Source organism: Prochlorococcus marinus CUG1416 (genome assembly GCF_017695965.1).
Lineage (GTDB): Bacteria > Cyanobacteriota > Cyanobacteriia > PCC-6307 > Cyanobiaceae > Prochlorococcus_A.
In genome coordinates this window covers 259,870-285,279 of sequence record NZ_JAAORM010000002.1, presented here as the reverse complement: position 1 = coordinate 285,279, position 25,410 = coordinate 259,870, and the positions used below count along the sequence as shown (strand labels likewise).

The window sequence follows — 25,410 nt, the reverse complement described above, 5'->3', positions numbered from 1 at the left end:
ACTTGTCTAAAATCTCAATTATCATTCCAACTATCAATGAAGCAAGTAATTTGCCATTATTGCTTTCAGACTTATCGATTATTCAGAAACAGGGCGAAATTATTATTGTTGACGGCGGTAGTAAAGATAAAACTATTGATGTAGCTAATATTTATGGGGCAAAAGTATATAAATCCAAAGAAAGAAATCGAGGTTTACAATTAGATATGGGTGCTAAAGAAGCAAAAGGAGACTGGTTCATATTTTTGCATGCAGATATAAGATTAACTCATGATTGGTTTAGAAAAATAAATTCAGTTTTAAAGGGAGATAAAAATTATATTTACTATTTTAAATTTAAAATTAATAATAAAAAGATAATTTTTAGAGTCCTTGAGTTTCTTGTAAATCTTAGAAGTCAATTTTTGAGACAACCATATGGTGATCAAGGTTTAATGATCCATAGGACTACCTATTTTAAGAATAATGGTTTTAGAAAGATACCTTTAATGGAAGATGTAGATTTTTTAAGGAGATTAAAAAACAAAAAATATTTAAAACAATTAAATTTACCAATTTTTATAAGTTCAAGAAAATGGGAAAGAACTAATATTTTTCTCCAAGCACTTAAAAACTGGAACTTTAGAAGAAGATGGTTAAAAGGCGAATCGACAGAATCTATATATTCTGACTACTACAAAAAATAATTAATTTGCATACCAAAAAGCACATTTAGAACCTCTTGGTTCTAATATCCAACCTTGTCTTTTGTAAAACGTTACGACTTCCGCATCAGCAAAAAGGGTAACTTTGGAAATACCAATATTTTTTAATTCTTTCAGAATATATTTCATTAATTCTTTCCCCAATCCTAGGCCTTGATAAACAGGGTTAATAGCTACATCCCATACTGTTGCTTCGAGAATTCCATCGCCAGTGCATCTCGCAAATCCTACTAGCCTAGGAAATTTATCATCATGACGCCATAACCCAACTACCAAAATACTAAAATCCAAAGCTCTTTTAACTCTCCTTATAGGCCTTCTACTCCAGCCAACAGTTTGCAAAAGTTGATCTAGTTCTATGAGATCTAAATCTTTACTTTTACTACATATAAATATTTCTTCTTTATTTTTTTGAGTGAATTCATAAGAATTTAACCCATATAAATCTATCAGCTGTTCTCTCGATAAACTGTTCGATTTCTTTATTGATGAGCCTTGGTTTCTAAAAATCATTAAAAATTCGCAAATCCTTTTTGTTGAAGTTCAGAGAGCTGAAAATATAAACCTTTTTTCAGTCTTAATTCACTATGTGTTCCCTCCTCAACTAATGATCCCCCTTTTAAAACTAAAATCTTATCAGAACTTTCAATAGTTGCGAGTCTGTGAGCTATTACTAATGCTGTTCTTTTTGACAGAATTCTCTCAAGATCCTTCTGCAAAGTAGCCTCTGTAGAGGGATCCATAAATGCTGTGGCTTCGTCCATTATTAAAATAATCGGATTTCTAATCGCTACTCTTGCTACTGAAAGAAGTTGTCTTTCGCCGGAAGAGAGATTTCCACCTCTTTCTCTTAGAAAAGTGTTCAAACCATCTGGTAATTTTTTTAACAAATTTTCCAAACCTAGTTCTTTACAAAGATTTTCTAATTCAAGGTTGTCTATATTGGCATTTAGTTTCAAATTATCAGCAACATTTCCACTAAAGATAAAAGTATCTTGTAGAACTACTCCCAACATATTTCTAAGGGTTGCTAAAGGAATATCTTTTATATTTATGTCATCAATTAAAATTTGACCTGATTGAGGTTCATACAATCTACATAACAATCTAATTATTGTTGTTTTACCAGAACCAGTTGGTCCTACAAAAGCTACATGCTCTCCAGGATTGATCAAAAAAGATAGATTCTTTAGAATATGTTCTCCCTCTTTGTAGAAGAAATTAACATTCTTGAATTCAATCTTACCCTTAAATTGCTTATTTGTAGTTTGAACATCTTTTGAAAAATTCTTTGCAGAAATTGAGTCTTTAATTTGAATTTCTTCATCTAATAATTCATTTATTCTCTCAACAGCTGTAAGACCTCCTTGAATCTGAGTAAATCTCTCTGCAAGCTGCCTTAAGGGTTCAAAAAGTCTTTGAGAATATAAAATGAAAGTTGTTAATGTCCCTAAACCAATATTTCCAGAGGTAACAAGATAACCTCCAACTGCTAAAACCAAGGAAACTGCGGCAAGCGAAATCCACTCTATAAATGCTGAAATGCTGCTGTCATAAAATATAGTTCCATTTACTGCTTTTTTGTAAGCAACTCCAGTATTAGAAAATTTCTTACTATTAAAAGCTTCTCTTCTAAACATCTGAACAACTTCTAGACCTTGAAGATTTTCTTGAAAATCAGAGTTGAGTTGAGACAACTCTTCTCTCACTTGATAATTGGCCTTTCTATAGCGTTTTTGAAGCCAAATAATGAAATATGAAACTGGAATCTGAGTCAATAACAATAAGATGGCAAGCCCCCGATCAATTGAAAGCATTGTCAAAGAAATTACTATGAGACTTACAAAGTCAGCAATCACTCCAACTGCTCCACTACCAAAAACCTCGGCTAAAGCATCAACATCATTTGTTAATCTCGTTAATAATTTACCTACAGGCATTTTATCGTGATACTTAAGAGATAAAGATATTGAATGATCAAAAAGTTCTCTTCTTATCCTTGCTGTCAAACGTTGACCCACAGCTTGGATATTGTAAGTTTGGTATCCTTGCAAAACCAACCTAAATAGAACAGTTATAAATAAAGTTAGGATTATGGCATTTATTGACTGCCCAAAAAAAGTTTTACTTAGCCAAACATCTGTAGTTTCGTTCTTGAGAATGGTAATTGCTTGACCAACTAATAATGGTTGAATAGCTCCAGAGAAAGAAACAGGTAACAAAACTATCAAGATTAGATAGATTGTTTTTTTATCTTTAGTTAAATATTTACCTAACTTTTTAATCCTTCTAAAATCTTTAAAAAACATTTAGCTAATCTTCTATAAAGCATTAGTTGATTCTATTGATAAAATAGTATCTCTGAGATGATTATCATCTAACCTCATAGATAAAGGATTTCCAATTAGTCTTGCAGTCGAATAGTAAAGATCATCTATTTTAATTAAACCATTCTCTTTAAGAGTCTTTCCAGTTGCCACCAAATCAACTATTGCCTCTGCCATACCTGTAATAGGACCAAGCTCGACTGACCCTGTCAAATGAACTATTTCTACAGGAATATTTAATTCTTCAAAATAAGATCTTGCTGTTTTCATAAATTTACTTGCTACTTTACAATTCGCTGGAAGATCAGTTGGTTTTGAATAATTGCTATTTTTCTTAACCGCCAACGACATATGACAACCACCAAACCCTAAATCTAATAACTTTGCGACTTTTAATTCAGATTCTCGTAAAACGTCATACCCAACAATACCCAAATCAGCCTGACCATAACTTACATAAACAGGCACATCTCCATTTCTTACTAATAAAGCTTTTGCCCGTTTGCAATTAGATTCAAAGGTTAATGATCTATTATTTTCGTCCAACGCATCAGAGAAATCTAACCCAGCTCTTTTAAAAGTTGAAATTGAATCTTTTAACAAAGCTCCTTTTGGTAAAGCTATAGTAAACATAGATCAATTTCTTCCAAGGATTCTTCATTCTAAGTTAATAATGGAATTTAATAAAGCTCGAAATATAATCGGACTTAGAGTTTTAAGTGATAACGTCATTTGGTTGTTGGTAAAAGATAAATCCGTTGTGGTTGTAGATCCATCTGTTCACGAGCCAGTTATTAGATATATAAATGAAAACAATTTTCACTTAGAAGCTATTTTGCAAACTCATCATCATTCAGACCATATTGGAGGGACCAAGTCTCTTATTGAAAAATGGCCAAATGTAAAGGTGATTGCTTCCTCCAAAGAAAAAAAGCGAATACCTTTTCAAAATATATCTGTAGAAGATGGAGAAACTTTGAATATTTTAGGTCAAGAAGTAAAAATAATTGAAGTATTAGGACATACAAGCTCACACATTGCCTTCTTTTTGAATGGGGAAAATCCTGTTCTTTTTATTGGTGACACATTATTTTCTGGAGGCTGTGGAAGAATTTTTGAGGGAACTTATCAACAAATGTATTCTTCACTAGAAAGAATCAAATCTTTACCAAAAAATACTCTCATATATTGTGCACATGAATATACAAAGGCAAATATATTGTGGGCCTTGAATCTCAAGCCAAAAGATCAAGATATAAAAAATAAACTTTCGGAAGTTGAAAAAAAGCTTTCTCTTAATGAATTGACAATTCCATTTTTACTTGATGAAGAGATGAAAATAAACCTTTTCTTAAGAGCGAAAAATCTAGAAGAATTTACTTTTTTAAGAGCAAATAAAGATTTATGGGTTTAAATAGATAGGTATCTTCTTAAACAAATGTCCCCCAAACAAGTAATTAAAACATCAAATGCTCCAAATCCAGTAGGACCTTATAATCAAGCAATAAAAGCTGGGGATTTTATCTATTGTTCTGGTCAAATTGCTATAGACCCAGCTTTAAATGAAATAACATGTTTAGGTGATATAGAGAAGGAAACTATTCAAGTTTTGAAAAATCTCGCAGCAGTTCTTAAAGCTGGTGGAGCAAAAATAGAGGATGTAATAAAAACAAATATTTACTTAACCGACCTAAGTAATTTTCAAATTGTCAATAAAATATATAGTGATTTTTTCAATGTAGAGCATCCTCCAGCAAGGGCCTGTGTGGAAGTTTCATCTCTACCTAAAGGAGTTTTAGTTGAGATAGATTGCGTTGCATTTCTAGATTAATTTCTAATTATTGAGAAATTTGAAATATGATCCAAATCTGCACCATATTTGTATAGATTATTAATTGGTTATTCCTCTTTAGTCTATGTCAGCAGCAAAGCTTAATATAGATGAATTAGAAGCAGGCTATCCCTTATTTTGTAAAGCTCTAAGACTATTAATATTAAAAGGTAACTCAGTTAAAGATATAGAAAAGACAGTATGCTGGGGGCATCTCGAAACTTTAAATAGATGTCTGCCAGGAAGATATAAAGCCCCTACATATTTAATGGCTTTAATCAAAAGAGATATTGCTAAGCCCAATAATTATTAAAGGATTAATCTTCTAAATAAAATTTATCTATATCCTTTGAAAAGTCTTTTTCCTTAGTAGATATTTCTTTACTATCTAAAAATATTGAAAGACTAACAAAGTTTTTACCAAAACTGATATTTGGATAGATATCCTTTTCTTTACATAATTTCTCAATTTTCCCGATGAATTTACTTATTTTTGAGTATTCCTCAAATTCAAATCTTTTTTCAATTCTCAAAGGTGATTCTCTTTCATTCCACATTAAATTCTTTATTCAGTATTAATTACACTATACATTTAATAAAGTTCATCAATAACATTTTTTAGTTGAAGTATTTAATCATTCTCCCAATAATCAATAATACCGCCAATAGTTAAATCGGTTTGAACTTCTGGATTAGGGCAAGCAAATCTCGCAGCAGAGCCACTAGCAGTAAAAACCCAGTTACCTTCTCTAGCGCCAACAGGATCAACAGCAACTAATTTCTTTCCCTTATTATTTTCCAAAATTCGTAAATTCATATGACCTAAGCCAGGGACTCTTTGAGTACATACCATTCTTCCTAATACCTTCATTATTTCCATAATTTCTATCCTCCTAGTTTTTTGAATTATCAGGATCCCAATGATCTATTATTCCAACAATCGTTAAATCACTTGGATAAGATTTGCTTCCTGCAGCTTCTCTAGCAGCAGAACTTCCAACACAAATTACCCAGTCTCCTGGCTTACAGCCAACAGCATCTACTGCAACTTTATTAGAAGAACCATCTAATACAACCTGCAGATGCTTATGTTCAAAACCAGGAATCCTATTGGTAGAAACAAGTGGTTTTACAACCTTACAAATCAACATAACTAGTGAGCCTCCTCTGTTTTTTTATCTAAAGACATTCCAATAATTTGGGCGGAATGAATTTTGTCCCTATCTCTAATAGTAGAGCAAGTATGCAACAAACCTTGATCAACTAAATTTTTATATCTAATTGATATCGCATTGTTCACTCTTTCACAATCTTTTATTGCCCTCTCTTTTGCTCCGGGTACTTTGCCAGAGTAATCAAATCTTATTACTACTGGAATAGGTAGATCTTTTGAAACATTTAATCCAGTAAAAATCTTCACTCCTACATCTAAATCTGGCGCCCCTTCTTCGACAGTATCTAAATGAGAAAAATAAGTTAAATTTCTGAGATGTACTTCTTTGAAACCTATACCAACTCCAATAAACCTCTCTGCATGACCAATATCTTCATATGAACCATTATAAAAATTCTTCACATAGTCAATTTGAGAAATATTATTGACTACTAATCTATAGATAAATTTTTCTATTCCTTGGAGTTTATCTTTGGAAGATTGCTTAGAAATTGTCTGACAGATTTCTCTCTCTGCATCCTCATTTGAAAAGTTTATTGTTGAATTATAAATTTCTAAAGTAGAAATAGTTTTTTTTAAATCTATACCTCCATCGCTAGTTGACAAATGTATTTTCAATGAATCAGTGTCTGTATCAAGTCCAATCAACATTAGATCCACAGAAGCTCCGCAGCAAAAGCTGTTCTCTACAGACTCTTTGAAAGCATATAGTTTATTTCTACCTTCTTCTGCAGCTAATTCGTCATTACTCCCATGAGCGGCGCATCCCTGATGAAAAGGATCCACAGAGCTAAAATGATAAGTCACAACTTTTAAGTATCTAGTATCTTTATGAGCTTCATTAGGTATATTCTCTCTATATCTTTTATGTTCAGTTTTTACCCATCGATTAACAGTATTTTCAATATCAAACAGTGCCCCAGCATGAGATCTTCTTCTTACTGAACTAAATGGTATTCTCATAACATAGGCTACTGAATGTGCTAATCGCCCATCAGAACAAGGAGTTATATCAAGTAAATGTATCCCACAATCTAAAAGAAATTTTTCAAACTCTTCCGCACTTCTACTCCCAGCAGCACCTTCAAGAGGATCATTTTTAAAAAAATTGTCACTTAGTTTCTCATGTTGTTTGAAAGCACACCATGCATATAGAGCTCTCATATCAATAGGTTTAACCCAAGATTTATCTAATACATGAAGGGGTAAATCTATTCCCAAATTTTTTCTTGATATTTTCTGAGCCGTATTTATAAAATCTTCATGATGTTGTATTCGGGCAATTTCCTTTAGAGTTGGAACAATTTCGTCAAAGTCACTTTTTATTTTGCTTTCATACCTATATAAATTTTCATTTTGAATATTATTAGTTAATGTATGAGACTTTTCAGGATTTCTTATGTCATTTGATTCTTTAGTTTGTATATGAATATTTTCAGTAAAAGTTTTCATTGGAGCTGTTGGCCCCAATGTGAAGTTCTTGGCTTTAGCCAGTCCTCTTAAAGGCATTATTTACTTAACCTCTGGCACCACCTGAAAAGGTAACAAGTTGTCCATCACGAGTATTACCACTAGATCCTGTTATCAAGAAATCTGGTTTTTCTGTTTCCTCATTTCTTTTAACTTCTAAAGGGGGCATTGCACTCATGTTTCCTGCTCTTGATGGATTTCTCTTTCTAGAAGAAACACCCTCTGTTCCTGTCACCTTATCACCACGATCCCAATCATCGCCAGTTACGTTTCCCACTGATTGACCTTCACCAGTAACCCTAGATGCAACTCTTTTTTCTGGTGTCTTTGCAGCACGATCTGCCTCTTCAATTTGCATTTTTTGTTTATAAGTAATATTTTTATTCGGTTCGAATCTGAATTTTTCAGTTCCAGTGACTTTATCTACAGCCATATCAAAAGGTCCTGTTATCTTTGAACCATTTTCATATTCATTACCTGTAACGCCTTGAGTATGTTTTTCTGAATATTTTTCTCTTGATGGTGACTTAACAGAAAATTCGTTCCAAGAATTACCTGGTGACTTTTCCGGATTCGCATACTCAGTATCATGTGGAGGATTATCACAAGCTGTTGAGAACTGATCTCCACCAATATAGGGAGTTCCTGTTAGATTCTTACAAGCGCCTTTCTTAGCACCTGTCATTACTCCGCCAATTCCTGGTTGCTGTCCTGTAAGTCTGGCATTTGAATTATTTCCAGAATTAACTATTGCCCGGGATTTAACATCTTCAGAAGTTTCAGTACTACAATTTTCATTTATCTGATCTAAGCCTGCGTATGGTGTTCCTGTTAACACTTTGCAAGAACCTGGTTCATCTCCAGTTACTGTTTTTGATCTTCCTGTCATAGTCCCACTTATCAAATTAGACTTTGAAGAAAGACTTAAACCTACTTTCCTAGCTTCTGGTTTTGGTTTTGAACCGCAAAACTTCTCATATTGCTGAGATCCTATGTATTCATCACCAGTTACATTCTTGCAACTCCCATGTTCATTACCTGTCATAAGGTCTGATCTTCCTATCCCTGTACCAGTTACGTTATTCCCATTAAGAGTGTTGTAAGTGCCTACTTTTTCAAATGCTTTACCTTTTGGATTTGGTTCAGAGCCAAGATATTGATCTCCAGTTAATTGATGTCCAGAACCTGATTCATCTCCAGTAACTAGGGTTGATCTACCAGGAAGCGATCCAGAGACTTTTAATCCATCAGTTGTAGTACTATGTTTAACCTTTGAAGGATTTTTTGGAACATCACCACAATACTTCTGCGATTGATTAGCAGATACATATTCAGTACCTGTTAGGTTTTTACAAGTTCCTGGCTCATCACCTGTGACCCTCTCAGATCTACCAACTTCATTTCCCGTTACTTTATTACCTGATGTTGTTGAGGTAACAGTAGATCTTAGTGGTTGTTTATAACTTGGTCTATCTTGACAAAATTGATCAATCACATCTGCTCCCATATATTGGGTACCAGTAACTGTTCTACATGTACTTGCTTCATTACCTGTAGTTTTTAGAGATCTATTGGCTTGTGTTCCAGTAACTATTTGACCTGAATCAGTTTCACTTTTGCCAACTTTCCAGCTTGCATCAGCAATATTTTGTTTGGCTCCATTTTTATTTGGACCACATGGTCTACATTTCCCATTACCTTTATTACTACCAGTAGCACCGGTTTTACTTCGTAGCTCTCTTACTCTCTGAGAAATTTCTCTACTGCTTAAATCTGGATCTCCCCTTCTAGCTAAAGAAGCTGCACTTGTATTTTGTTTAGATGCTGATTTACCATGCTTAGATTGAGCTTCTCTTCTTGCTAAAACAATATCTCTACTTGTATTAGCAATAGGTTTTCTCTTCTGATTAATTCTTCTTTTGACGTTTGGTTTTAGTGTTTTAGTTTCTGTATTATTTGAGTCGTGAATTTCTTGATTTTTAAAAGCAGTTGATTTAACTTCTTTTACAGGAATTTCTTTTTTAACATCAGTACGAGTTCTATCAGATGAAGCTACAGCTGATTTCCCATGAGTAGACATTGCTTTTCTTCTCTCTATAACTAACTCTTTACTAGATAAAGTTGTTGAAGCTGACTTTCTATTTATCTGAGTTTTTGGAATATGTTTTTTAGCGGATTTAATAATACTTTGATTTTTAGAAGAAGACTGAGTACCAAAAATCTGTATATCTTGAGAAGATCGAACTCTATCTTGAGTAGTGGAAGAATAAGCAGCAGCTTTTTTTCCGCTATCACTCATGGCCTTTCTTCTTTCTAGTGCAATCTCTCTACTGGTTTTTTTTGACATAATCTTCAAATTTAAAACTCTTTAAAAAACTCTTAAAAAAAACTTTCTCCAATTTTTTTTTGGAGAAAGATATTTACTACATAAAGTAGATTTAGCGTCCTTGGAAAACTACAAAAGCTGTTCCTTGGCTTTGAGTGTAAGCATCGTAGCCGATGATTCTCACATGATGATCAGGGTATGCTCTATGACATGCCTCTAATTCACTTACAACCAAGTTAAGATCTTTTTCCCCAAAGAATGGGAGTTTCCAATAAGACCAATAAGTTTGCATACTTCCACTAGGGTGAACATGCTCAATTACAGGACTCCAACCTTGAGCAATTATGTATGCAATTTGATCATATATTTCTTCCTGGGTCATCGGTGGTAAGAAACCGAATGTTTCCAGGGTTGCAACTGTTTGATAGTCGCCTACTGTGCTCTGGAAAGGCATAATTAATCTAAATGTGAATGAAAATTACTCGTAATAGTACGAGATTTGTAGAAGTTTGAGGAGAAAAAGAATCTCCTCAATTTTGAAATTTGGTTTAACCTTGAACGTCAAGCTTGTCGACGGTATCAAACTCAAACTTGATTTCCTTCCAAGTCTCAAGAGCAATAGCTAATTCAGGACTATGCTTAGCAGCTTCCATAAGAATGTCTCTACTCTCTTTTTCGATTTCGCGACCTGCATTACGTGCTTTAACACAAGCTTCTAAAGCGACTCTGTTCGCTGCAGCTCCAGCAGCTGAACCCCATGGATGACCATGTGTTCCTCCACCAAACTGAAGACAAGAATCATCTCCAAAAATCGCTAAAAGTGCAGGCATATGCCAAACGTGGATACCACCTGATGCGACGGCAAATACTCCAGGCATTGAACCCCAATCTTGATCAAAGAAGTTACCTCTTGATCTATCTTCAGGAACAAATGACTCTCTTAAGTTATCGATGTAACCAAGAGTTGTTTGACGATCACCTTCTAGTTTTCCAACAACAGTTCCAGTATGTAATTGATCTCCTCCGGAGAGTCTTAAACATTTTGCTAGAACTCTGAAATGGATACCATGCTTTGGATGTCTATCTATAACAGCATGCATAGCTCTGTGAATATGCAGAAGCATGCCATTTTTACGACACCAGTTTGCTAATCCAGTATTTGCAGTAAAACCACCAGTTATATAATCATGCATGATGATTGGCATATCTAGTTCTTTTGCAAATTCGGCTCTTTCATAGAGTTCTTCAGGAGTGTTAGCAGTACAGTTTAAATAGTGACCTTTAACTTCTCCAGTTTCTTGCTGGGCAAGTTTTACCGCCTCTGCAACAAACTCAAATCTTTCTCTCCAACGCTGGAATGGTTGAGAATTAATATTCTCATCATCCTTCGTTAAATCAAGACCGCCTCTAAGACACTCATATACAACTCGACCATAGTTTTTACCAGATAATCCTAATTTAGGTTTAATGGTACAACCAAGAAGAGGTCTTCCGTATTTGTTTAAACGATCTCTTTCAACTACGATTCCATTTGGTGGACCACCGCAAGTTTTAATGAAAGCGATTGGGAATCTAATATCTTCTAGACGTAAATGTCTTAAAGCTTTAAATCCAAAAACGTTTCCTACTAGAGATGTTAATACGTTTGTGATAGAACCTTCTTCAAAAAGATCTAAAGGATATGCAATAAAAGCATAAAAAGCTTCAGGATCTCCAGGAACGTCTTCTATTCGATAACAACGTCCTTTATAAAATTCTAAGTCTGTAAGTAACTCGGACCAAACTGTTGACCAAGTACCTGTTGAAGATTCAGCTGCAACAGCTGCTGCAACTTCTTCTCTTGGAACACCTTCTTGACCTGTACATTTGAAACAGGCTAATAAATCGGTGTCTAGGGGTACATATTCAGGAGTCCAGTAGGTATCTCTGTACTCCTTTACCCCTGCATCATACTTCTTACTCATAAGGATAAATTTAGGTCTGTGTAGGGAAAATAATTATTGTGCAAAATTTATAAATCTTGCTTTACTTAATTAGTCCTTTTGACCAAGAAATTCACCATTGCCAAGAGCAGGTTCAACTTCTCTATGAGGACGAGCGATAATGTGAGCTGCAACTAATCCGTCACCAACTCTTTCACAAGCATCAGCACCAGCTCTAACAGCTGCGTTAACTGCGCCTGTTTCGCCTCTTACTAATACTGTGACATAACCGCCACCAACGAATTCACGACCAATAAGACGAACTTCTGCTGCCTTGGTCATTGCGTCTGCTGCTTCAATTGCAGGTACAAGTCCGCGAGTCTCGATCATGCCGAGAGCGATACCCATTGTTTCTGTAGCCATTGCCTACTAAATTACTAAATGTGGAATGTTCGTTTGCAAGAATGGTCCATTGAGTACTTATAAGTCAAGTGTTTTTACCTAAAAACTCTATTAATCTTTTTTCTATCATTCATAAGATAAACTTATCACCCTTGGTATTATTGATATATTAATCCTTATGATAATTAGTTAGAGCATCAAAACATACTGTTGTGTTAATTAAAAATTTACATTAAGTTATCTCAATACGAGGCAGGCCCTGTCTACACAGGTGTGGAATGTTCAACCTTTCCTGTCTCCGTATAACATCAATCTTTGAAGTAAGATAATATTCTCAAATTAAATAAATTAACTGTTTTGACTATTCCAGTACTTACTATTGCTAGTGGTAATCCGAGAAAGGTATCTGAAATTTCAGAAATGTTAGATGTTTTGTCTTTAAAAGTAGAGAAACAACCGGAATATTTAAATGTAGAAGAGACTGGCTCTAATTACTTTGAGAACGCCTTATTAAAAGCTAAAGCAGCTTCTTTAGAGACAAAAACATGGGCATTAGCTGATGATTCGGGTCTTGAGGTGGATTATTTAGATGGTCGGCCAGGTATATATTCTGCGAGATATGCCAAAACAAATAATGAAAAAGTTAAAAAATTAATTAATGAACTTAGTGACAGCCCATATAGAAGTGCAAGATTTATAAGTTGTATGGTTTTATGTGATCCTTTGGGAAACTTAGTTAAAGAGACCACAGGAATATGTTGGGGAGAAATTCTTAAGAACCCAAAATACCCAAATGGAGAATTCGAATCTATTTTTTGGGTTAAAGAAGCAAACTGTGTTTACGGAGAGCTATCTCAATCTCAACTTAGTAAATTAGGAAGCAGGGGTAAAGCAGCAAAAATTATGTCTCCTTTTTTAAAAAATGAAATTGGCTTGAAATAAAAAATTTTCAATAATTTGAAATTTCTTCAATTGCTCTTATGGCCGCAGCTGCCGCTTCTTCTACATCCCCTTCTTTCCCGGCAAGAGTTAATCTACCAAAAGCTCCAACTGCCTTAACATCAACAACGGTTATATTAGATGCTTTTTCAGCTTCATTTGCTGCTTTCAAAACATAACCAGCTGGTTCGGTTTCTAATATGAACATGCTCATTCCAGATTGAATCATTGATCCACTTCTGTTTTGTCTATTTATCAAAACGGCATGATCTGGAGTAATAGCTCGAATAACTTCAGTCCAACTTGTTGAAGGTTTTGTTCTTTTTCTAACTTCACTTCCAATAGCATCTAGAACGACATCACCAGAATGTAAAACTGTGCTTTGATCTTTATGGTAAAGAGCTAGAGATCCAAATGCTCTTTCAACAATCATTTGACCAAGTCTTACATTACTTGCTTTTAATGCAATATCAGTAACTCTATGAACGGCCATCCCAGGAGAAACTTCCATCCAAAGACATGAATCCCCAGGAATAGGTAAAAAACCTCTACTCACCGTTCCCATATATGCCGCTAATTGAGGTTGCAGAGAATCTAAAAAAACATATGTTCTCAACTCAATTTGCTCAACTTGACTTGCTTGTCTGGATACCAAAGATTTTTCTGAATCAGTCGTAATAAAACAGCTAGCTCCACTGGCCTGAGATTGCACCTCAGATCCTGTGACAAGAGAACTTCCTTTTTTTCGTTCCCCTCTGTTAAAGCTAGAAGTTGGTTCCATTCACGAGACTATAACGGATAATGGTTCCTTTTTTCTATTAAATTTACTTGCATGCTGCCCACAAAACGATAACTTCAAATAAAAGATATGGATTTTCATGGGATCATCTCAAAAAAAAGAACCAAATGTTTCTTTTACTGAAAAAGAATTAACTCCTGATCAAACTCTTGGATTAGTAAGCTTAAGCTTGATGCAAAAACTATCTCAGAAAGATCCATCTTTTAGTTGGTTAGAAGAAGATAATATAGAGAAAGTAAATCTTAAGAAACTTAGAGATAGACTGGAGTTAACGCAATTAGCTATTAATACCGGAGCACCTTTAAGTACATCAGAAGTGACAGCCTTAATTGGAGCAAAGCCAGGGAAATCTAAGTTAGAAAGAGCAGGATTATTAGCTACGAAAATAGCTAGAAATGTATGGAGGATTTCAAAAACGAGTCAAGGAAATTCCTTCTACAGAAATTAAAAACACCCATAAAAAGTTTATTGAATAATTCTCATTTAAGTATTTAAACATTCATATAAGTTTTTTAAATGTGTGCATTTTGTAAGAGAACTTATTAATTACTTTCTTAAATTTAAAAGTTTATGCAAGCTTAAAGGATAAGCTCTAAATATTTTTAATGAGTAAAGTAGAACTTAATAAAGAAACAGGGCCAAGAGAAGTCTTTTGTGGACTAACTTCAATAGTTTGGTTACACAGAAGAATGCCAGATGCATTTTTTCTGGTTGTTGGATCAAGAACATGCGCACATTTAATCCAAAGTGCTGCAGGGGTAATGATTTTTGCTGAACCAAGATTTGGTACAGCTATTCTTGAAGAGAAAGATCTTGCTGGTCTTGCCGATGCTCACGAAGAACTCGATAGAGTAGTAAATGATCTTATTTCTAGGAGACCTGAAATAAAGACTCTTTTCCTAGTTGGTTCTTGCCCTAGCGAAGTTATTAAACTTGATCTTGCAACTGTTGCTGACAAATTAAATAAACGATTTTTAGGTCAAGTAAGGTTTGTGAACTACTCAGGTAGTGGGATCGAAACTACATTTACACAAGGAGAAGATGGCGCATTAAAAGCTCTAGTACCCTTAATGGAATCGACAGATGATGAGAAATTATTATTAGTTGGGACATTAGCTAATAATGTCGAAGATAGATTCAAGAAGATTTTCAATCAAATTGGGATAAATAATGTTGAAAGTTTTCCTCCAAGGCAATCAACTGAATTACCAAAAATCGGAAAGAACACAAAGGTTTTATTAACTCAACCATATTTAAGTGATACTATCAGGGATCTTAAGCATCGTGGTTGTAAGATAATTTATGCTCCATTTCCATTAGGTGTAGAGGGCAGCACTAAATGGTTTTTAGCTGGAGCAGATGCTTTTAAAATTAATGAACTAAAAGTTCATGAGGTAATTGCTCCTTTAGCTAATAGAGCAAGGCAGGCACTAGAAAAACATACTGAAATATTAAGAGGGAAAAAATTATTCCTTTTACCTGAATCACAACTTGAGATTTCATTAGCAAGATTTTTACATAACGAATGTGGAATGGAGCTAATTGAAGTTGGAACTCCCTATTTAAATAAAGATTTGATGGATGAGGAGCTTAATTTATTACCGGATAACACAAAAATAGTTGAAGGTCAGCATGTAGAGAAACAACTTGATCGTGTTAGAGCTTCAAGTCCTGACTTGGTAGTTTGTGGGATGGGTTTAGCCAACCCACTGGAAGCAGAGGGTATTAGTACAAAATGGTCTATAGAAATGGTATTTAGCCCAATACACGGAATTGATCAAGCAGCTGACTTGGCTGGACTTTTCTCAAGGCCTTTAAAAAGGAATCAAATACTTACATCCAAAACATTAGCGACTCATTAAATTATGGAATTAACACTTTGGACATATGAAGGGCCTCCTCATGTAGGTGCAATGAGAGTGGCTTCATCAATGAAAGATATTCATTACGTACTACATGCTCCTCAAGGAGATACTTATGCAGATCTCCTTTTTACAATGATTGAGAGAAGAGGTCAGAGACCTCCTGTAACTTATACAACGTTTCAAGCTAGAGATTTAGGAGGAGATACAGCCGAATTAGTTAAAAGGAATATTACTGAGGCAGTTGAAAGATTTAAACCAAAAACCCTTTTAGTAGGAGAAAGTTGTACTGCTGAACTAATACAAGATCAGCCTGGAGCTCTTGCTAAGGGTATGGGTTTTGATATTCCAATTGTTAACCTTGAACTTCCTGCTTACAGCAAAAAAGAAAACTGGGGAGCGTCAGAAACCTTTTATCAAATAATTAGAACTCTTTTAAAAGATAAGGTAAATCAAATTGATAAAATCAACCCTCAAAGATGGAAGTCATTAGGTCGAAGACCTAAAGTTAATATATTAGGCCCTACATTGTTAGGATTTAGATGCAGAGATGATGTAATCGAAATTCAACGTATACTTTCAGAGCAAGGTATTGATACTAATGTAGTTGCACCACTCGGTTCAAGTCCAAAAGATATTGAGAGATTAACTGATGCTGATATTAATGTTTGTCTATATCAAGAGATTGCTGAGATTTCTTGTGAATGGCTTAAGCGTAATTGCGGAATGGAATATACCACTACTATTCCAATTGGTATAAAAAATACTATTAATTTTATTCATGAAGTTCATGAAAAGCTTGACCTCCCTTTAACGAATAAAGGAGAACTAGAGCACAAGTCAAAACTTCCATGGTATTCAAAGTCAGTTGATTCTAATTATTTGACAGGGAAAAGGGTTTTTATCTTTGGTGACGGTACTCATGCTATCGCAGCAGCCAAAATTGCCAAAGATGAATTAGGGTTTGAAGTCGTAGGTCTAGGAACCTACAGCAGAGAAATGGCAAGACAAGTAAGATCTGCTGCTAAGGATTTAAATATAGAAGCACTAATCACTAATAGCTACCTAGAAGTGGAAGATGCGATGAAAAAAGCTGCGCCTGAATTAGTTCTAGGTACACAGATGGAAAGACATAGTGCAAAAAGGCTTGGCATACCTTGCTCAGTAATAAGTACTCCAATGCATGTTCAAGATGTTCCTGCTAGATACAGCCCTCAAATGGGATGGGAAGGGGCAAATGTAATTTTTGATGACTGGGTACATCCACTAATGATGGGTTTAGAAGAACATCTTATTGATATGTTTAAACATGATTTTGAATTTGTTGACGGCCATCAAAGTCATTTGGGTCATACTGCTACTAAAGTTAAGGATCATATAAATTCGAAAGGTAAAGAAGGAAATAAAAATAAAGAGGTAATTATGTGGACTGAATCTGGTAGAGCTGAATTAACAAAGGTTCCATTTTTTGTAAGAGGTAAAGTCAAAACAAATACAGAGAAATACGCTATTTCTAAAGGTATCCCAGAAATTAGCGATGAAACCCTTTACGACGCAAAAGCATTTTACAGCTAAGCTTTACTAAAAAAATATAATTTAGGCATGAGTATTTCGACTCATAGGATAAAAGAATAGTGGCTAAAGATGCTGCTATTACAACATTTCTTGTATATTTAATTTAAATAGATAAACATTTGTTTAGAAATAGATTCCATATGGTATTTGCGCTGCAAGAATATAAATAACAATGTGTATTTTTGCTATTTAAATGACAAGTACTATAAACAAACCTCTTGACGGAGAAGGGAGTGTTCAAGTAAAGCAAGACCCCAAAATAAATATCGAAGAAGGAGCTTTGGTTATTGCTGTATATGGCAAGGGAGGTATCGGCAAATCAACTACATCTTCAAACCTTTCTGCAGCATTCTCAAAATTAGGGAAAAAAGTTTTACAAATAGGCTGCGATCCGAAGCACGATAGCACTTTCACTTTAACCCACAAAATGGTTCCTACCGTTATCGATATTCTTGAAGAGGTAGATTTTCATAGCGAAGAATTGAGACCAACCGACTTCATGTTTGAAGGTTTTAATGGCGTAATGTGTGTCGAGAGTGGAGGCCCTCCTGCGGGCACAGGATGCGGGGGGTATGTAACTGGTCAGACAGTTAAGCTTTTAAAAGAACATCACTTATTAGAGGATACTGATGTTGTCATTTTTGATGTCCTTGGAGATGTCGTTTGTGGTGGATTTGCAGCTCCATTGCAGCACGCAAATTACTGCCTAATTGTTACTGCTAATGACTTCGATTCAATATTCGCCATGAATAGAATAGTCTCTGCAATTAAAGCAAAAGCAAAAAATTATAAAGTCAGATTAGGTGGGGTAGTAGCAAATAGATCAAAAGATACAGACCAAATTGATAAGTTCAATGAAAGAACAGGTTTAAAAACCATGGCTCATTTTAAAGATGTAGACGCCATAAGAAGATCAAGACTGAAAAAATGTACTATCTTTGAAATGGAGCCAACTGAAGACGTCGTTGAAGTTCAAAATGAATATTTATCACTTGCTAAAAATATGATTGAAAACGTAGAACCTTTAGAAGGAAATCCACTTAAAGATAGAGAAATTTTTGATTTATTGGGATTTGATTAGTCTTATATTAATTTAATCCAACCAATCTTTTTGTTAAATCATAAGTTTGTTTAGAGGTATTAGTATCAATTATTCTTTTTGACAACTTCTGAGAAAAAGCTTTTCTGCCCTTTTTTTGACGATTTCCCCAACTCCAATGAACTGATGGTTTGGCATATTCTTTATAAGTTGCCACTTGAGCGACCCTCTCTCCTGCCAATCTTTGTGACACATATCCTCTTGTTATGAATTTTTGAAATATTGGGAAAAGAAATCTAAATAACCAAGGTGTATCTCTAAAAAGTTTAGTTTCAGCAACACATCCAGGATATAGAGAATTAACAATAATTTTTTCTGCAGGATATCTTTTTGATAATTCCTGAACGGTCACCATATTGCAAAGTTTACTATCCTTATAAGCCTTACCAGGTTTAAATTTCTTTCCATTCGCCATACTTATTGGAGATAAAAAACCATTTTTAAATCCAGATAAATCTCCAAGGTCAGCTGGGGCAGGAATGGGTATCCTACCTCCAAGTTCTGAATAATTAGCTGTGACAGTTCCTAATACTGTAATCCTTGGCTTGAATAAAGTAGATTTACCATTTAAAACAATTTCACTTTCTGAAGATAAAATATTTTCTAAAAGCAGGTTTATCATAAGAAAATGCCCAAAATGATTTACTGCCATAGAGTTTTCAAAACCCTGAGGAGATCTTTCAGGTCTCTTTAGTCTAGGTTTATAAACTGCTGCATTACAAATCAGAGAATTTATAGGGTTTCTAAATTTTTCCAATATCTCATCGCAACCTTTTCTTACATTATCCAAGTTAGAAAGATCTATTTCTATAAAGTGAACATTTTTAATTTCCTCTTTTGTCAATAATTCCTCAGCTATTGTTATCGCTCTTTTGTTTGATCGATTAACAGCTATAACTTCCCATCCAAATCTTAAAAGAGGTTTTAGAGTATTTAATCCAACCCCTGAAGTTGTTCCTGTTATTAGGACTAAACCCTTCATGTTCTTACTCACTAGCAAAAAAGTTAATAGAAAAATGATAAGTAAAATGATTCTAGATCATCCTTATCATCGCCATATTACTCTGATAATGTCCCTAGAAATTATTTGATCCTGATCCTTCATAAATCTTTGCTCACCTTCAGAAGAAAATAAATCATCAAACCTACTTGTAAAAACATTAAATCGATATTTTTCGTGTGAAAATGAGTCTTGAATTTCCCTTAATCTGGTTAATCTAACTTTGGAACTATAGCCAAGCTTAATCAAGCTTATTATTGCTATTAGGGAAAAGCAAATTTTTATAATTAAAAACACTAAAGATACAAAATTTTCCTGTTTCTGTTGCTTTCTTTTAAATGCAGGTCCTAGATATTTTTTGTAAAAAATACTATTTTTATAAAAAGATTTTGACAAATTTAGTACTTGGTATTTTCACTGAATAAGTCTATTCAGTCTTAATTTTATTATTACCTTAAAAATATATATTTTCTAATAGATTTTAGTTTCTACCTAAACTAATTCCTAGCCTTAGTGCTAAAACTCCTGCATGCATAACTACTATGAGGCTTAGTGCAATTAAATTTATTGTTTGAGTTGGCTCCATGGTTAAAAAAAACATTTCTTATATTCTCCACCTAAAAGAGGAGATTTACACACTATTACAAAATGATGTTACGTAATTAATAAATTGAAAGAAAAAATTAATTGAAAATTATTATAAATAGACCTACAAATTTAATTTTGGGAATAGAAAATCAAGCTTTAATTTTTTCGACAAATAATTTACCTGGAATTGATCAAATGGCTTTAGATTTAAATTCTCTAGATCAGACAATTTCAAATCCTGAAATAATTTTCACATTGAGGTTCTACTATTGGACTGGCGATTGGCTTTCAATTGGCTATCACCAAAAGAAAATTCCTCCTCACTGGGAACAATTATTATTTAATCAAGAAATTAACATCATAAGACGTCCCTCTGGAGGGGGAGCTGTTTTGCATTCAGGGGGCATAACATATGCATTAACATTTAAAAAAACCTACTATAAAATACTAAGTTATGAAATGGTTAATAATTGGTTAGTTAAAAGTTTTAGAGAATTAGGTCTAAACTTGCAAAATGGCAATTTACGAAAATCACCCATAAAAACTAATTGTTTTGGGACTTCATTGATTTCTGATTTAGTTGATCAGGATGGTTTTAAGAGGATAGGAAGTGCCCAATATCGAAAAAAAAGTGCATTTCTTCAACATGGAGAGATTCAAACAAATCCTTCAAAAGATTTGTGGTTCAAGTTATTTAAAGAAGAAGCTCCACCCAAAATAAATCTAGACCTCACAAATGATGAAATAGTTCATCATTTAAGAAATTCATTCCTAGAGGATAAATCAAATATAAGGTTCAAAAATGTTGCCATAGATAATAAAAATATTGGAAAACTTTCATGACACGAATTCTTAAAGATCTCCTTTCTGCTTCATTGAATTAATTATTCTTGGCAATTCAATGCCTAAAGGATAATTATTTTTATAATTTAATTTGTTTACGATCTCTGAAGGTAAATTAAAACCCAATTTATTCAATACAAAGTGTCCAATCTTAGACCTATCAATTATCCCCAAAGGTAAATCAGCAGCATTGAGTACCAAGATAAAACCTTCACTCGTTTCTTCAAGTCTTTCTATAGTTTTCCATAATTTGTCATTAGCGTATACACTTACAAAACTATTGATTGGTTTCTTGAAATCTCCCACAAATTTCCGTTCCCATTTTTTTATGGAGACAGTTTTTAAAATATTCTCATCAACAAAACCAGTCCATCTACCATTATTGGTAACAAAAAAATATTTATCTGCTGAATCCTTATTGTTTTTTATTAATTTATTAAATGCTGAGAAATTAGAATCGAATTCAATTTTTCTCAACGGCTTTAATTTAAGCTCAGAAACTTTACTAAATTTAAGTATGTTTTCAATCTTAAAAAATTGACTTTCTGATTTTGAAGAATTAACTCCAAACAAACCTAAAAAAGCAAGAATAAAACCATAGTAAAAGTTAAACCTAAAAAAAAGAATTATCCCAAATATTAGAACTAAAAAAGATAAAGATAAATTTACTTTATTTAGGAAATTTCTTCCTTTATTTTTACTCCCTGAGAAATGCCAAATAATACTTTTTAATAAATTCCCTCCATCTAAAGAACCAATTGGAATCAAATTTAAAAAGCCTAAAAATAAATTTAATATACCTACTCTAGAAATTATATTGATAGCTATTATTTCTTGAGATGCACTGTAATTACTAATTAAAAGGAGGACAGATGCTGTAGCAAAACATAATAAAGGTCTAACAATTGCGATTTTTATATTACCTAAAGCAGTTTGACAATACTTATCTATTTGTAAAATTGCCCCGAGGAAATAAAAAGTAATTGTTTTTATTTTTACACCCTGATTTAGGGAAACAAAAGTATGTAAGACCTCATAAGAAATAATTGAAGATAATAAGAGAAAAGAAGTTAAAAATCCTATGATCCAAGCTTCTTTAGTATTGTAAATATCACCCGAGGTTATATTAACCTGATTACTTATAGTCCATGAGAATAAAAAGAGAATCGCAAACCAATAAGGATGAATTTTGAAGGGAATTCCCCATATTTTAAAGATTTGCCAACTTCTCAAAAATAATCTCCGCTATATTTAGCAATAATATTAATTTTACATAAAGGATAATGATATGCCCAAGACTAATACTTTAGTTAAAATTTGTGGACTAACTTCCGAAGAACAAGCTCTTCAAATCGCTAAATTAGGAGTGAATGCTATCGGCATTATTTCTGTTGAACAGTCGCCTAGGTACATATCCGCTGATATTAAGAAAAAGATTTTTCAAACCTTAGAAAGGGTTTATCCGAAAATCGAAAGGATATCTGTTGTACAAAATTGTCCTATAGATTTAATTATTAAAAATTTCTTGGGCAGCCCAAGTGAAACTATTATTCAGTTACATGGAGATGAAGATATTGATTACTGCAAAAAAATAAGGAAGAAAATTCCAACTATTGGACTATGGAAGGCTTTTAGAATAAGAACGGAAAAGGACTTGGATAAAATAAAACCTTTTGAAGATTTTGTAGATGCGATACTACTTGATTCTTGGAATAAAGAAACTTATGGAGGTTCAGGAAAAAAAATAAAATCTTTTTATCTAAAGAATCTACAATTTAGTAAACCTTGGTGGTTAGCAGGTGGAATATCAATTGAATGGATTGATGAAATTTTAACTGAAATCAAACCAGATGGACTAGACATTTCGAGCAGTATTGAAATATCTCCAGGTTTAAAAGATCTAAAAAAAACAGAGAGCTTAATTAATTATTTAAAATTGAATTAGTAATTATTAGAAGCGGATTGCTGTTTGACAAGCTCAAAAAATTCTTGTTTTAAACTTAAATCATGTCTAAAGTCTCCTCTTACTACAGAATTAATCATACTTGTATTTGGTTCTTTAACTCCCCTCCATTTCATACAATAATGTTGAGCCTTTACAATAATGCCTAAACCTTTAGGCTCACACAATCTTTCAATTTCATCTGCAAGTATCATTACAGCTTCTTCTTGAATATGAGGTCTTGAAAAAACCCAATCAGCAACTCTCGCAAATTTTGAAAGTCCTATGACCTTATTCCCAGGTTTAATACCTATCCAACACTCTCCTAGAATTGGTACTAAATGATGTGAACATGCAGATCTAACAGAAATAGGTCCTACAGTATAAATCTCATCAAGATTCTTATCATTTGGGAAACTTGTAACTTTAGGTTGCTCATGATATCTCCCTTTAAAAACTTCATTTAAATACATCTTTGAGACTCTTTCTGCAGTCTCTTGAGTATTATGATCATTTTCAACGTCTATTACTAGAGACTTAAGTAAGTCTTTAACTCTTGATGCAACTTCTTTTTCTAGAATTTCTAGTTCTCCAGGATTTATAAAATCTGCGATGTTATCATTAGCACTAAATCTTGTGCCAGCATTTTTAATTCTGTCTCTTATAATTTCTGAGATTAGCTTATTAGTAATCTGGTCATCAAAGTTTCTAATATTATCGTTGGGTAATGTAGAGGTCATAAAATTTTAAACAAAAATTGTATTCAACTTAATTAACTGTATCTTCAAAAGCGTAATTGCTCATACACTATATCACATTCTCTTGTTAAATCGGGTTCAAATAGTTCCAAAAAAATTACCTTTTAAAGATTCAAAAAAGAAACAGAATTTTTAAAAAGCCCCTCCAGAAGGCATCAAAGTTAAGTCTTCAATCAATTGAGATTCAGGTTGTTGTGCCATATAAAGAATAGTATCTGATACCTCGCTTGAGGCGAGCATAGAAGTTCTATCAAAATTAGAGTTTATTGATTCTGAGTCCCAAAGAGGTGTATTTACTGAACCTAAAGTTATTGTGCATGCTCTGATTTTATTGGATCTCTCTTCCTCCCTCAAGCATTTAGTAAACATAGTTAGGGCAGATTTTGAAATACAATACGCCCCCCATTGCGGGAATGGATTATAAGACGCATGGCTACTAACATTAATGATTAAACCACCATTTTTTCTCATTTGAGGAATAACCGAGCTGCAAATTTGAAAAACGCTTGTGAGGTTAATTTGAATAGTTTGTTCCCATTGCCCAAAATCCATTTCAACTAAGGGCCCATTAAATGCGCAACCGGCATTATTTATTAAAACTGAAGGGCATCCATATTTCTTAATTGCTCTTTTAACACAATGCTCTATTTCTAGAGGCTTAGATAAATCACATTTAACAAGGTTAATTTTTGATTTAGTAGCCAATAGTTCACTCTTTAGTTTCTCCATTAAATCCATATTCCTGGAAAGTAAAATTAAATCCCAGCCAGCATTGGCAAAAGCAATTGCGGTAGATCTTCCAATACCTTTCGAAGCACCTGTTATAAAAGCGAGTTTCAATTTATTCAGTTTTTTGGGGAATTTCACTATAAATCTCTTCAATATTATTTGCTTCGATAAATTTACCTAAAACTCTAAATTTTTTGTATCTTTCCTCAATGAGTTCATCTTTAGTCATTTGAAGTAAAGCATTAAGGTGTTTCTCAATAGCCTCCTTTAGTGTCTTGCCAGCATCTAAAGGAGCCCAATTGTTTCCACCAGAAGGCTCTGGTAATACTTCATCTATTATCCCCAACCTAAGTAAATCTTTACCTGTAATTTTAAGTGCTGATGCAGCTTCTGGTGCCTTTGCAGCATCTCTCCATAAAATTGATGCACATGCTTCTGGACTAGCAACTGTATAAACACTGTGTTCAAACATTAGTAATCTATCAGCAACACCTATTCCAAGTGCACCTCCAGAACCACCTTCTCCGATGACAGTAGCTACTATAGGAACTTTCAAGCCAAACATCTCCCTTAAGTTTCTTGCTATCGCTTCTCCTTGTCCCTGTTCTTCAGCAGTCAATCCTGCATAGGCTCCAGGAGTATCAATAAATGTAAGGATTGGCAAGGAAAATCTATCAGCATGCTGCATTAATCTAAGAGCTTTTCTATAACCTCCTGGCTTAGCCATTCCAAAGTTTCTTACTACATTTTCTTTTGTATCTCTTCCTTTCTGATGCCCTAGAATCAAGACTGGTCGATTATTTATCGAACCTATCCCTCCAATTAGTGCCATATCATCGCCTCCATTTCTATCTCCATGTAATTCGATCCAGTCATCGCAAAACATTTGAACAAAGTCCAGGGTACTAGGTCTTTGAGGATGTCTAGCTACCTGAATCTTTTGTGCAGGCGTGAGTGATTTAAATATCTCTTCTCTTCTCCTGGCAGCTAAAGTTTCAAGCTGCAGAAGCTGTTGACTAACATCCACTTCTGAATCTCGAGCTAATTCTTTAATTTGCTCTATCTGTTTCTCAAGTTCAACAAGAGGCTTTTCAAAATCTAGGAGGTAACGTTTAGCCAT

The 25,410-nt window shown here is 33.8% G+C and carries 30 protein-coding genes; 11 read left to right on the top strand and 19 right to left on the bottom strand.

Annotated elements, in window-relative coordinates; translation table 11 throughout:
• The first annotated feature begins 2 nt into the window (after nucleotides 1-2).
• The gene (locus HA146_RS02910) at nucleotides 3-686 is read left to right on the top strand and encodes a TIGR04283 family arsenosugar biosynthesis glycosyltransferase (protein WP_209108071.1); all 684 of its coding nucleotides are present in this window, start codon (nucleotides 3-5) and stop codon (nucleotides 684-686) included.
• Here HA146_RS02910 and HA146_RS02905 read toward each other — a convergent pair whose 3' ends face one another.
• From HA146_RS02905 to hisG, 3 genes are read right to left on the bottom strand one after another with little or no spacing between them, the layout of a single operon-like run.
• Complete coding sequence (locus tag HA146_RS02905) at nucleotides 687-1,217, bottom strand: GNAT family N-acetyltransferase (protein WP_209108070.1); 531 nt, start codon at nucleotides 1,215-1,217, stop codon at nucleotides 687-689.
• The gene (locus HA146_RS02900; RefSeq protein ID WP_209108069.1) at nucleotides 1,217-3,013 is read right to left on the bottom strand and encodes an ABC transporter ATP-binding protein; all 1,797 of its coding nucleotides are present in this window, start codon (nucleotides 3,011-3,013) and stop codon (nucleotides 1,217-1,219) included. The genes HA146_RS02905 and HA146_RS02900 overlap by 1 nt, the downstream gene beginning before the upstream one ends.
• Nucleotides 3,014-3,025: 12 nt before the next feature.
• Complete coding sequence (hisG, locus tag HA146_RS02895; protein WP_209108068.1) at nucleotides 3,026-3,664, bottom strand: ATP phosphoribosyltransferase; 639 nt, start codon at nucleotides 3,662-3,664, stop codon at nucleotides 3,026-3,028.
• Between the two features lie 40 nt (nucleotides 3,665-3,704).
• On the opposite strand from hisG, the gene gloB reads away from it, so the two are divergent.
• From gloB to HA146_RS02880, 3 genes are all read left to right on the top strand, one after another.
• Nucleotides 3,705-4,445: a hydroxyacylglutathione hydrolase gene (gene gloB, locus HA146_RS02890; RefSeq protein ID WP_209108067.1), complete on the top strand. Its 741-nt coding sequence runs from the start codon at nucleotides 3,705-3,707 to the stop codon at nucleotides 4,443-4,445.
• A 24-nt stretch (nucleotides 4,446-4,469) separates the two neighbouring features.
• Nucleotides 4,470-4,862, top strand: a complete 393-nt coding sequence (locus tag HA146_RS02885; RefSeq protein ID WP_209108066.1) for a Rid family detoxifying hydrolase — start codon at nucleotides 4,470-4,472, stop codon at nucleotides 4,860-4,862.
• A gap of 85 nt (nucleotides 4,863-4,947) precedes the next feature.
• Nucleotides 4,948-5,175 (top strand): DUF3136 domain-containing protein, encoded by a 228-nt coding sequence (locus HA146_RS02880; RefSeq protein WP_002806681.1) that lies wholly within the window; start codon nucleotides 4,948-4,950, stop codon nucleotides 5,173-5,175.
• 4 nt (nucleotides 5,176-5,179) lie between these two features.
• Here the strand turns inward: HA146_RS02880 and HA146_RS02875 are convergent, their stop codons facing one another.
• From HA146_RS02875 to HA146_RS02840, 8 genes are all read right to left on the bottom strand, one after another.
• Nucleotides 5,180-5,419 (bottom strand): 4a-hydroxytetrahydrobiopterin dehydratase, encoded by a 240-nt coding sequence (locus HA146_RS02875; protein ID WP_209108065.1) that lies wholly within the window; start codon nucleotides 5,417-5,419, stop codon nucleotides 5,180-5,182.
• 74 nt (nucleotides 5,420-5,493) lie between these two features.
• Nucleotides 5,494-5,742: a carboxysome peptide B gene (locus tag HA146_RS02870; RefSeq protein ID WP_209108064.1), complete on the bottom strand. Its 249-nt coding sequence runs from the start codon at nucleotides 5,740-5,742 to the stop codon at nucleotides 5,494-5,496.
• Nucleotides 5,743-5,755: 13 nt separating this feature from the next.
• Complete coding sequence (locus HA146_RS02865; protein ID WP_209108063.1) at nucleotides 5,756-6,013, bottom strand: carboxysome peptide A; 258 nt, start codon at nucleotides 6,011-6,013, stop codon at nucleotides 5,756-5,758.
• A gap of 2 nt (nucleotides 6,014-6,015) precedes the next feature.
• Entirely contained in the window at nucleotides 6,016-7,545 is a 1,530-nt protein-coding gene (locus HA146_RS02860; protein WP_209108062.1) for a carboxysome shell carbonic anhydrase, read from the bottom strand.
• Nucleotides 7,546-7,552: 7 nt separating this feature from the next.
• Nucleotides 7,553-9,853, bottom strand: coding sequence for a carboxysome assembly protein CsoS2 (gene csoS2, locus HA146_RS02855; protein WP_209108061.1), 2,301 nt, complete (start codon nucleotides 9,851-9,853; stop codon nucleotides 7,553-7,555).
• A 91-nt stretch (nucleotides 9,854-9,944) separates the two neighbouring features.
• Nucleotides 9,945-10,286 carry a ribulose bisphosphate carboxylase small subunit gene (locus HA146_RS02850; RefSeq protein ID WP_011376108.1) on the bottom strand — a complete coding sequence of 114 codons (342 nt, stop codon included), beginning with the start codon at nucleotides 10,284-10,286 and terminating at the stop codon, nucleotides 9,945-9,947.
• Nucleotides 10,287-10,380: 94 nt separating this feature from the next.
• Nucleotides 10,381-11,796: a form I ribulose bisphosphate carboxylase large subunit gene (locus HA146_RS02845; RefSeq protein ID WP_002805854.1), complete on the bottom strand. Its 1,416-nt coding sequence runs from the start codon at nucleotides 11,794-11,796 to the stop codon at nucleotides 10,381-10,383.
• Nucleotides 11,797-11,865: 69 nt separating this feature from the next.
• Entirely contained in the window at nucleotides 11,866-12,177 is a 312-nt protein-coding gene (locus HA146_RS02840; RefSeq protein WP_002807869.1) for a BMC domain-containing protein, read from the bottom strand.
• 336 nt (nucleotides 12,178-12,513) lie between these two features.
• Between HA146_RS02840 and HA146_RS02835 the strand changes: the two genes are divergently transcribed.
• A complete protein-coding gene (locus tag HA146_RS02835) occupies nucleotides 12,514-13,098 on the top strand; it encodes a non-canonical purine NTP pyrophosphatase (protein WP_209108060.1) in 585 nt (194 codons plus the stop codon).
• 7 nt (nucleotides 13,099-13,105) lie between these two features.
• On the opposite strand, the gene HA146_RS02830 is transcribed toward HA146_RS02835, so the two are convergent.
• A complete protein-coding gene (locus HA146_RS02830) occupies nucleotides 13,106-13,876 on the bottom strand; it encodes a BMC domain-containing protein (protein ID WP_209108059.1) in 771 nt (256 codons plus the stop codon).
• A gap of 97 nt (nucleotides 13,877-13,973) precedes the next feature.
• Here HA146_RS02830 and HA146_RS02825 point away from each other — a divergent pair, with 97 nt between their 5' ends.
• The 4 genes from HA146_RS02825 (at nucleotide 13,974) to bchL (ending at nucleotide 18,412) form a co-directional block, all read left to right on the top strand.
• Nucleotides 13,974-14,342: a hypothetical protein gene (locus HA146_RS02825; RefSeq protein ID WP_209108058.1), complete on the top strand. Its 369-nt coding sequence runs from the start codon at nucleotides 13,974-13,976 to the stop codon at nucleotides 14,340-14,342.
• A 157-nt stretch (nucleotides 14,343-14,499) separates the two neighbouring features.
• Nucleotides 14,500-15,756, top strand: coding sequence for a ferredoxin:protochlorophyllide reductase (ATP-dependent) subunit N (locus HA146_RS02820; protein WP_209108057.1), 1,257 nt, complete (start codon nucleotides 14,500-14,502; stop codon nucleotides 15,754-15,756).
• Nucleotides 15,757-15,759: 3 nt separating this feature from the next.
• A complete protein-coding gene (locus tag HA146_RS02815; protein WP_209108056.1) occupies nucleotides 15,760-17,331 on the top strand; it encodes a ferredoxin:protochlorophyllide reductase (ATP-dependent) subunit B in 1,572 nt (523 codons plus the stop codon).
• 193 nt (nucleotides 17,332-17,524) lie between these two features.
• Nucleotides 17,525-18,412: a ferredoxin:protochlorophyllide reductase (ATP-dependent) iron-sulfur ATP-binding protein gene (gene bchL / locus HA146_RS02810; protein WP_209108055.1), complete on the top strand. Its 888-nt coding sequence runs from the start codon at nucleotides 17,525-17,527 to the stop codon at nucleotides 18,410-18,412.
• 7 nt (nucleotides 18,413-18,419) lie between these two features.
• On the opposite strand, the gene HA146_RS02805 is transcribed toward bchL, so the two are convergent.
• The 3 genes from HA146_RS02805 to psaM all read right to left on the bottom strand — a co-directional run bounded on the left by HA146_RS02805 (nucleotide 18,420) and on the right by psaM (nucleotide 20,016).
• Entirely contained in the window at nucleotides 18,420-19,424 is a 1,005-nt protein-coding gene (locus tag HA146_RS02805; protein WP_209108054.1) for a protochlorophyllide reductase, read from the bottom strand.
• A 54-nt stretch (nucleotides 19,425-19,478) separates the two neighbouring features.
• On the bottom strand, nucleotides 19,479-19,826 hold the full coding sequence (locus HA146_RS02800; protein WP_209108053.1) for a hypothetical protein: 348 nt from the start codon (nucleotides 19,824-19,826) through the stop codon (nucleotides 19,479-19,481).
• A gap of 85 nt (nucleotides 19,827-19,911) precedes the next feature.
• A complete protein-coding gene (gene psaM, locus HA146_RS02795) occupies nucleotides 19,912-20,016 on the bottom strand; it encodes a photosystem I reaction center subunit XII (protein ID WP_025887817.1) in 105 nt (34 codons plus the stop codon).
• A 101-nt stretch (nucleotides 20,017-20,117) separates the two neighbouring features.
• On the opposite strand from psaM, the gene HA146_RS02790 reads away from it, so the two are divergent.
• The gene (locus HA146_RS02790) at nucleotides 20,118-20,861 is read left to right on the top strand and encodes a lipoyl protein ligase domain-containing protein (RefSeq protein WP_209108052.1); all 744 of its coding nucleotides are present in this window, start codon (nucleotides 20,118-20,120) and stop codon (nucleotides 20,859-20,861) included.
• A 9-nt stretch (nucleotides 20,862-20,870) separates the two neighbouring features.
• On the opposite strand, the gene HA146_RS02785 is transcribed toward HA146_RS02790, so the two are convergent.
• Nucleotides 20,871-22,094 carry a site-2 protease family protein gene (locus HA146_RS02785; protein WP_209108051.1) on the bottom strand — a complete coding sequence of 408 codons (1,224 nt, stop codon included), beginning with the start codon at nucleotides 22,092-22,094 and terminating at the stop codon, nucleotides 20,871-20,873.
• Nucleotides 22,095-22,149: 55 nt separating this feature from the next.
• Between HA146_RS02785 and HA146_RS02780 the strand changes: the two genes are divergently transcribed.
• The gene (locus HA146_RS02780; RefSeq protein WP_209108050.1) at nucleotides 22,150-22,806 is read left to right on the top strand and encodes a phosphoribosylanthranilate isomerase; all 657 of its coding nucleotides are present in this window, start codon (nucleotides 22,150-22,152) and stop codon (nucleotides 22,804-22,806) included.
• On the opposite strand, the gene folE is transcribed toward HA146_RS02780, so the two are convergent.
• The 3 genes from folE to HA146_RS02765 all read right to left on the bottom strand — a co-directional run bounded on the left by folE (nucleotide 22,803) and on the right by HA146_RS02765 (nucleotide 25,410).
• Nucleotides 22,803-23,543, bottom strand: coding sequence for a GTP cyclohydrolase I (gene folE / locus HA146_RS02775; protein ID WP_209108049.1), 741 nt, complete (start codon nucleotides 23,541-23,543; stop codon nucleotides 22,803-22,805). The genes HA146_RS02780 and folE overlap by 4 nt on opposite strands.
• A gap of 150 nt (nucleotides 23,544-23,693) precedes the next feature.
• A complete protein-coding gene (locus HA146_RS02770) occupies nucleotides 23,694-24,428 on the bottom strand; it encodes an SDR family oxidoreductase (protein ID WP_209108048.1) in 735 nt (244 codons plus the stop codon).
• Nucleotides 24,403-25,410, bottom strand: a complete 1,008-nt coding sequence (locus tag HA146_RS02765) for an acetyl-CoA carboxylase carboxyltransferase subunit alpha (protein ID WP_209108047.1) — start codon at nucleotides 25,408-25,410, stop codon at nucleotides 24,403-24,405. Before HA146_RS02765 ends, HA146_RS02770 begins: the two co-directional genes overlap by 26 nt.

What these genes read in the sequence shown, in the direction of transcription:
- HA146_RS02900 (WP_209108069.1), bottom strand. Translation starts at nt 3,013, where the DNA reads ATGTTTTTTAAAGATTTTAGAAGGATTAAAAAGTTAGGTAAATATTTA.
- HA146_RS02815 (WP_209108056.1), top strand. Translation starts at nt 15,760, where the DNA reads ATGGAATTAACACTTTGGACATATGAAGGGCCTCCTCATGTAGGTGCA.
- csoS2 (WP_209108061.1), bottom strand. Translation starts at nt 9,853, where the DNA reads ATGTCAAAAAAAACCAGTAGAGAGATTGCACTAGAAAGAAGAAAGGCC.
- HA146_RS02850 (WP_011376108.1), bottom strand. Translation starts at nt 10,286, where the DNA reads ATGCCTTTCCAGAGCACAGTAGGCGACTATCAAACAGTTGCAACCCTG.
- HA146_RS02870 (WP_209108064.1), bottom strand. Translation starts at nt 5,742, where the DNA reads ATGGAAATAATGAAGGTATTAGGAAGAATGGTATGTACTCAAAGAGTC.
- HA146_RS02885 (WP_209108066.1), top strand. Translation starts at nt 4,470, where the DNA reads ATGTCCCCCAAACAAGTAATTAAAACATCAAATGCTCCAAATCCAGTA.
- hisG (WP_209108068.1), bottom strand. Translation starts at nt 3,664, where the DNA reads ATGTTTACTATAGCTTTACCAAAAGGAGCTTTGTTAAAAGATTCAATT.
- HA146_RS02830 (WP_209108059.1), bottom strand. Translation starts at nt 13,876, where the DNA reads ATGGAACCAACTTCTAGCTTTAACAGAGGGGAACGAAAAAAAGGAAGT.
- HA146_RS02820 (WP_209108057.1), top strand. Translation starts at nt 14,500, where the DNA reads ATGAGTAAAGTAGAACTTAATAAAGAAACAGGGCCAAGAGAAGTCTTT.
- HA146_RS02845 (WP_002805854.1), bottom strand. Translation starts at nt 11,796, where the DNA reads ATGAGTAAGAAGTATGATGCAGGGGTAAAGGAGTACAGAGATACCTAC.
- HA146_RS02765 (WP_209108047.1), bottom strand. Translation starts at nt 25,410, where the DNA reads ATGGCTAAACGTTACCTCCTAGATTTTGAAAAGCCTCTTGTTGAACTT.
- gloB (WP_209108067.1), top strand. Translation starts at nt 3,705, where the DNA reads ATGGAATTTAATAAAGCTCGAAATATAATCGGACTTAGAGTTTTAAGT.
- HA146_RS02880 (WP_002806681.1), top strand. Translation starts at nt 4,948, where the DNA reads ATGTCAGCAGCAAAGCTTAATATAGATGAATTAGAAGCAGGCTATCCC.
- folE (WP_209108049.1), bottom strand. Translation starts at nt 23,543, where the DNA reads ATGACCTCTACATTACCCAACGATAATATTAGAAACTTTGATGACCAG.
- HA146_RS02825 (WP_209108058.1), top strand. Translation starts at nt 13,974, where the DNA reads ATGGGATCATCTCAAAAAAAAGAACCAAATGTTTCTTTTACTGAAAAA.
- HA146_RS02905 (WP_209108070.1), bottom strand. Translation starts at nt 1,217, where the DNA reads ATGATTTTTAGAAACCAAGGCTCATCAATAAAGAAATCGAACAGTTTA.
- HA146_RS02875 (WP_209108065.1), bottom strand. Translation starts at nt 5,419, where the DNA reads ATGTGGAATGAAAGAGAATCACCTTTGAGAATTGAAAAAAGATTTGAA.
- HA146_RS02780 (WP_209108050.1), top strand. Translation starts at nt 22,150, where the DNA reads ATGCCCAAGACTAATACTTTAGTTAAAATTTGTGGACTAACTTCCGAA.
- HA146_RS02860 (WP_209108062.1), bottom strand. Translation starts at nt 7,545, where the DNA reads ATGCCTTTAAGAGGACTGGCTAAAGCCAAGAACTTCACATTGGGGCCA.
- HA146_RS02865 (WP_209108063.1), bottom strand. Translation starts at nt 6,013, where the DNA reads ATGTTGATTTGTAAGGTTGTAAAACCACTTGTTTCTACCAATAGGATT.
- bchL (WP_209108055.1), top strand. Translation starts at nt 17,525, where the DNA reads ATGACAAGTACTATAAACAAACCTCTTGACGGAGAAGGGAGTGTTCAA.
- psaM (WP_025887817.1), bottom strand. Translation starts at nt 20,016, where the DNA reads ATGGAGCCAACTCAAACAATAAATTTAATTGCACTAAGCCTCATAGTA.
- HA146_RS02840 (WP_002807869.1), bottom strand. Translation starts at nt 12,177, where the DNA reads ATGGCTACAGAAACAATGGGTATCGCTCTCGGCATGATCGAGACTCGC.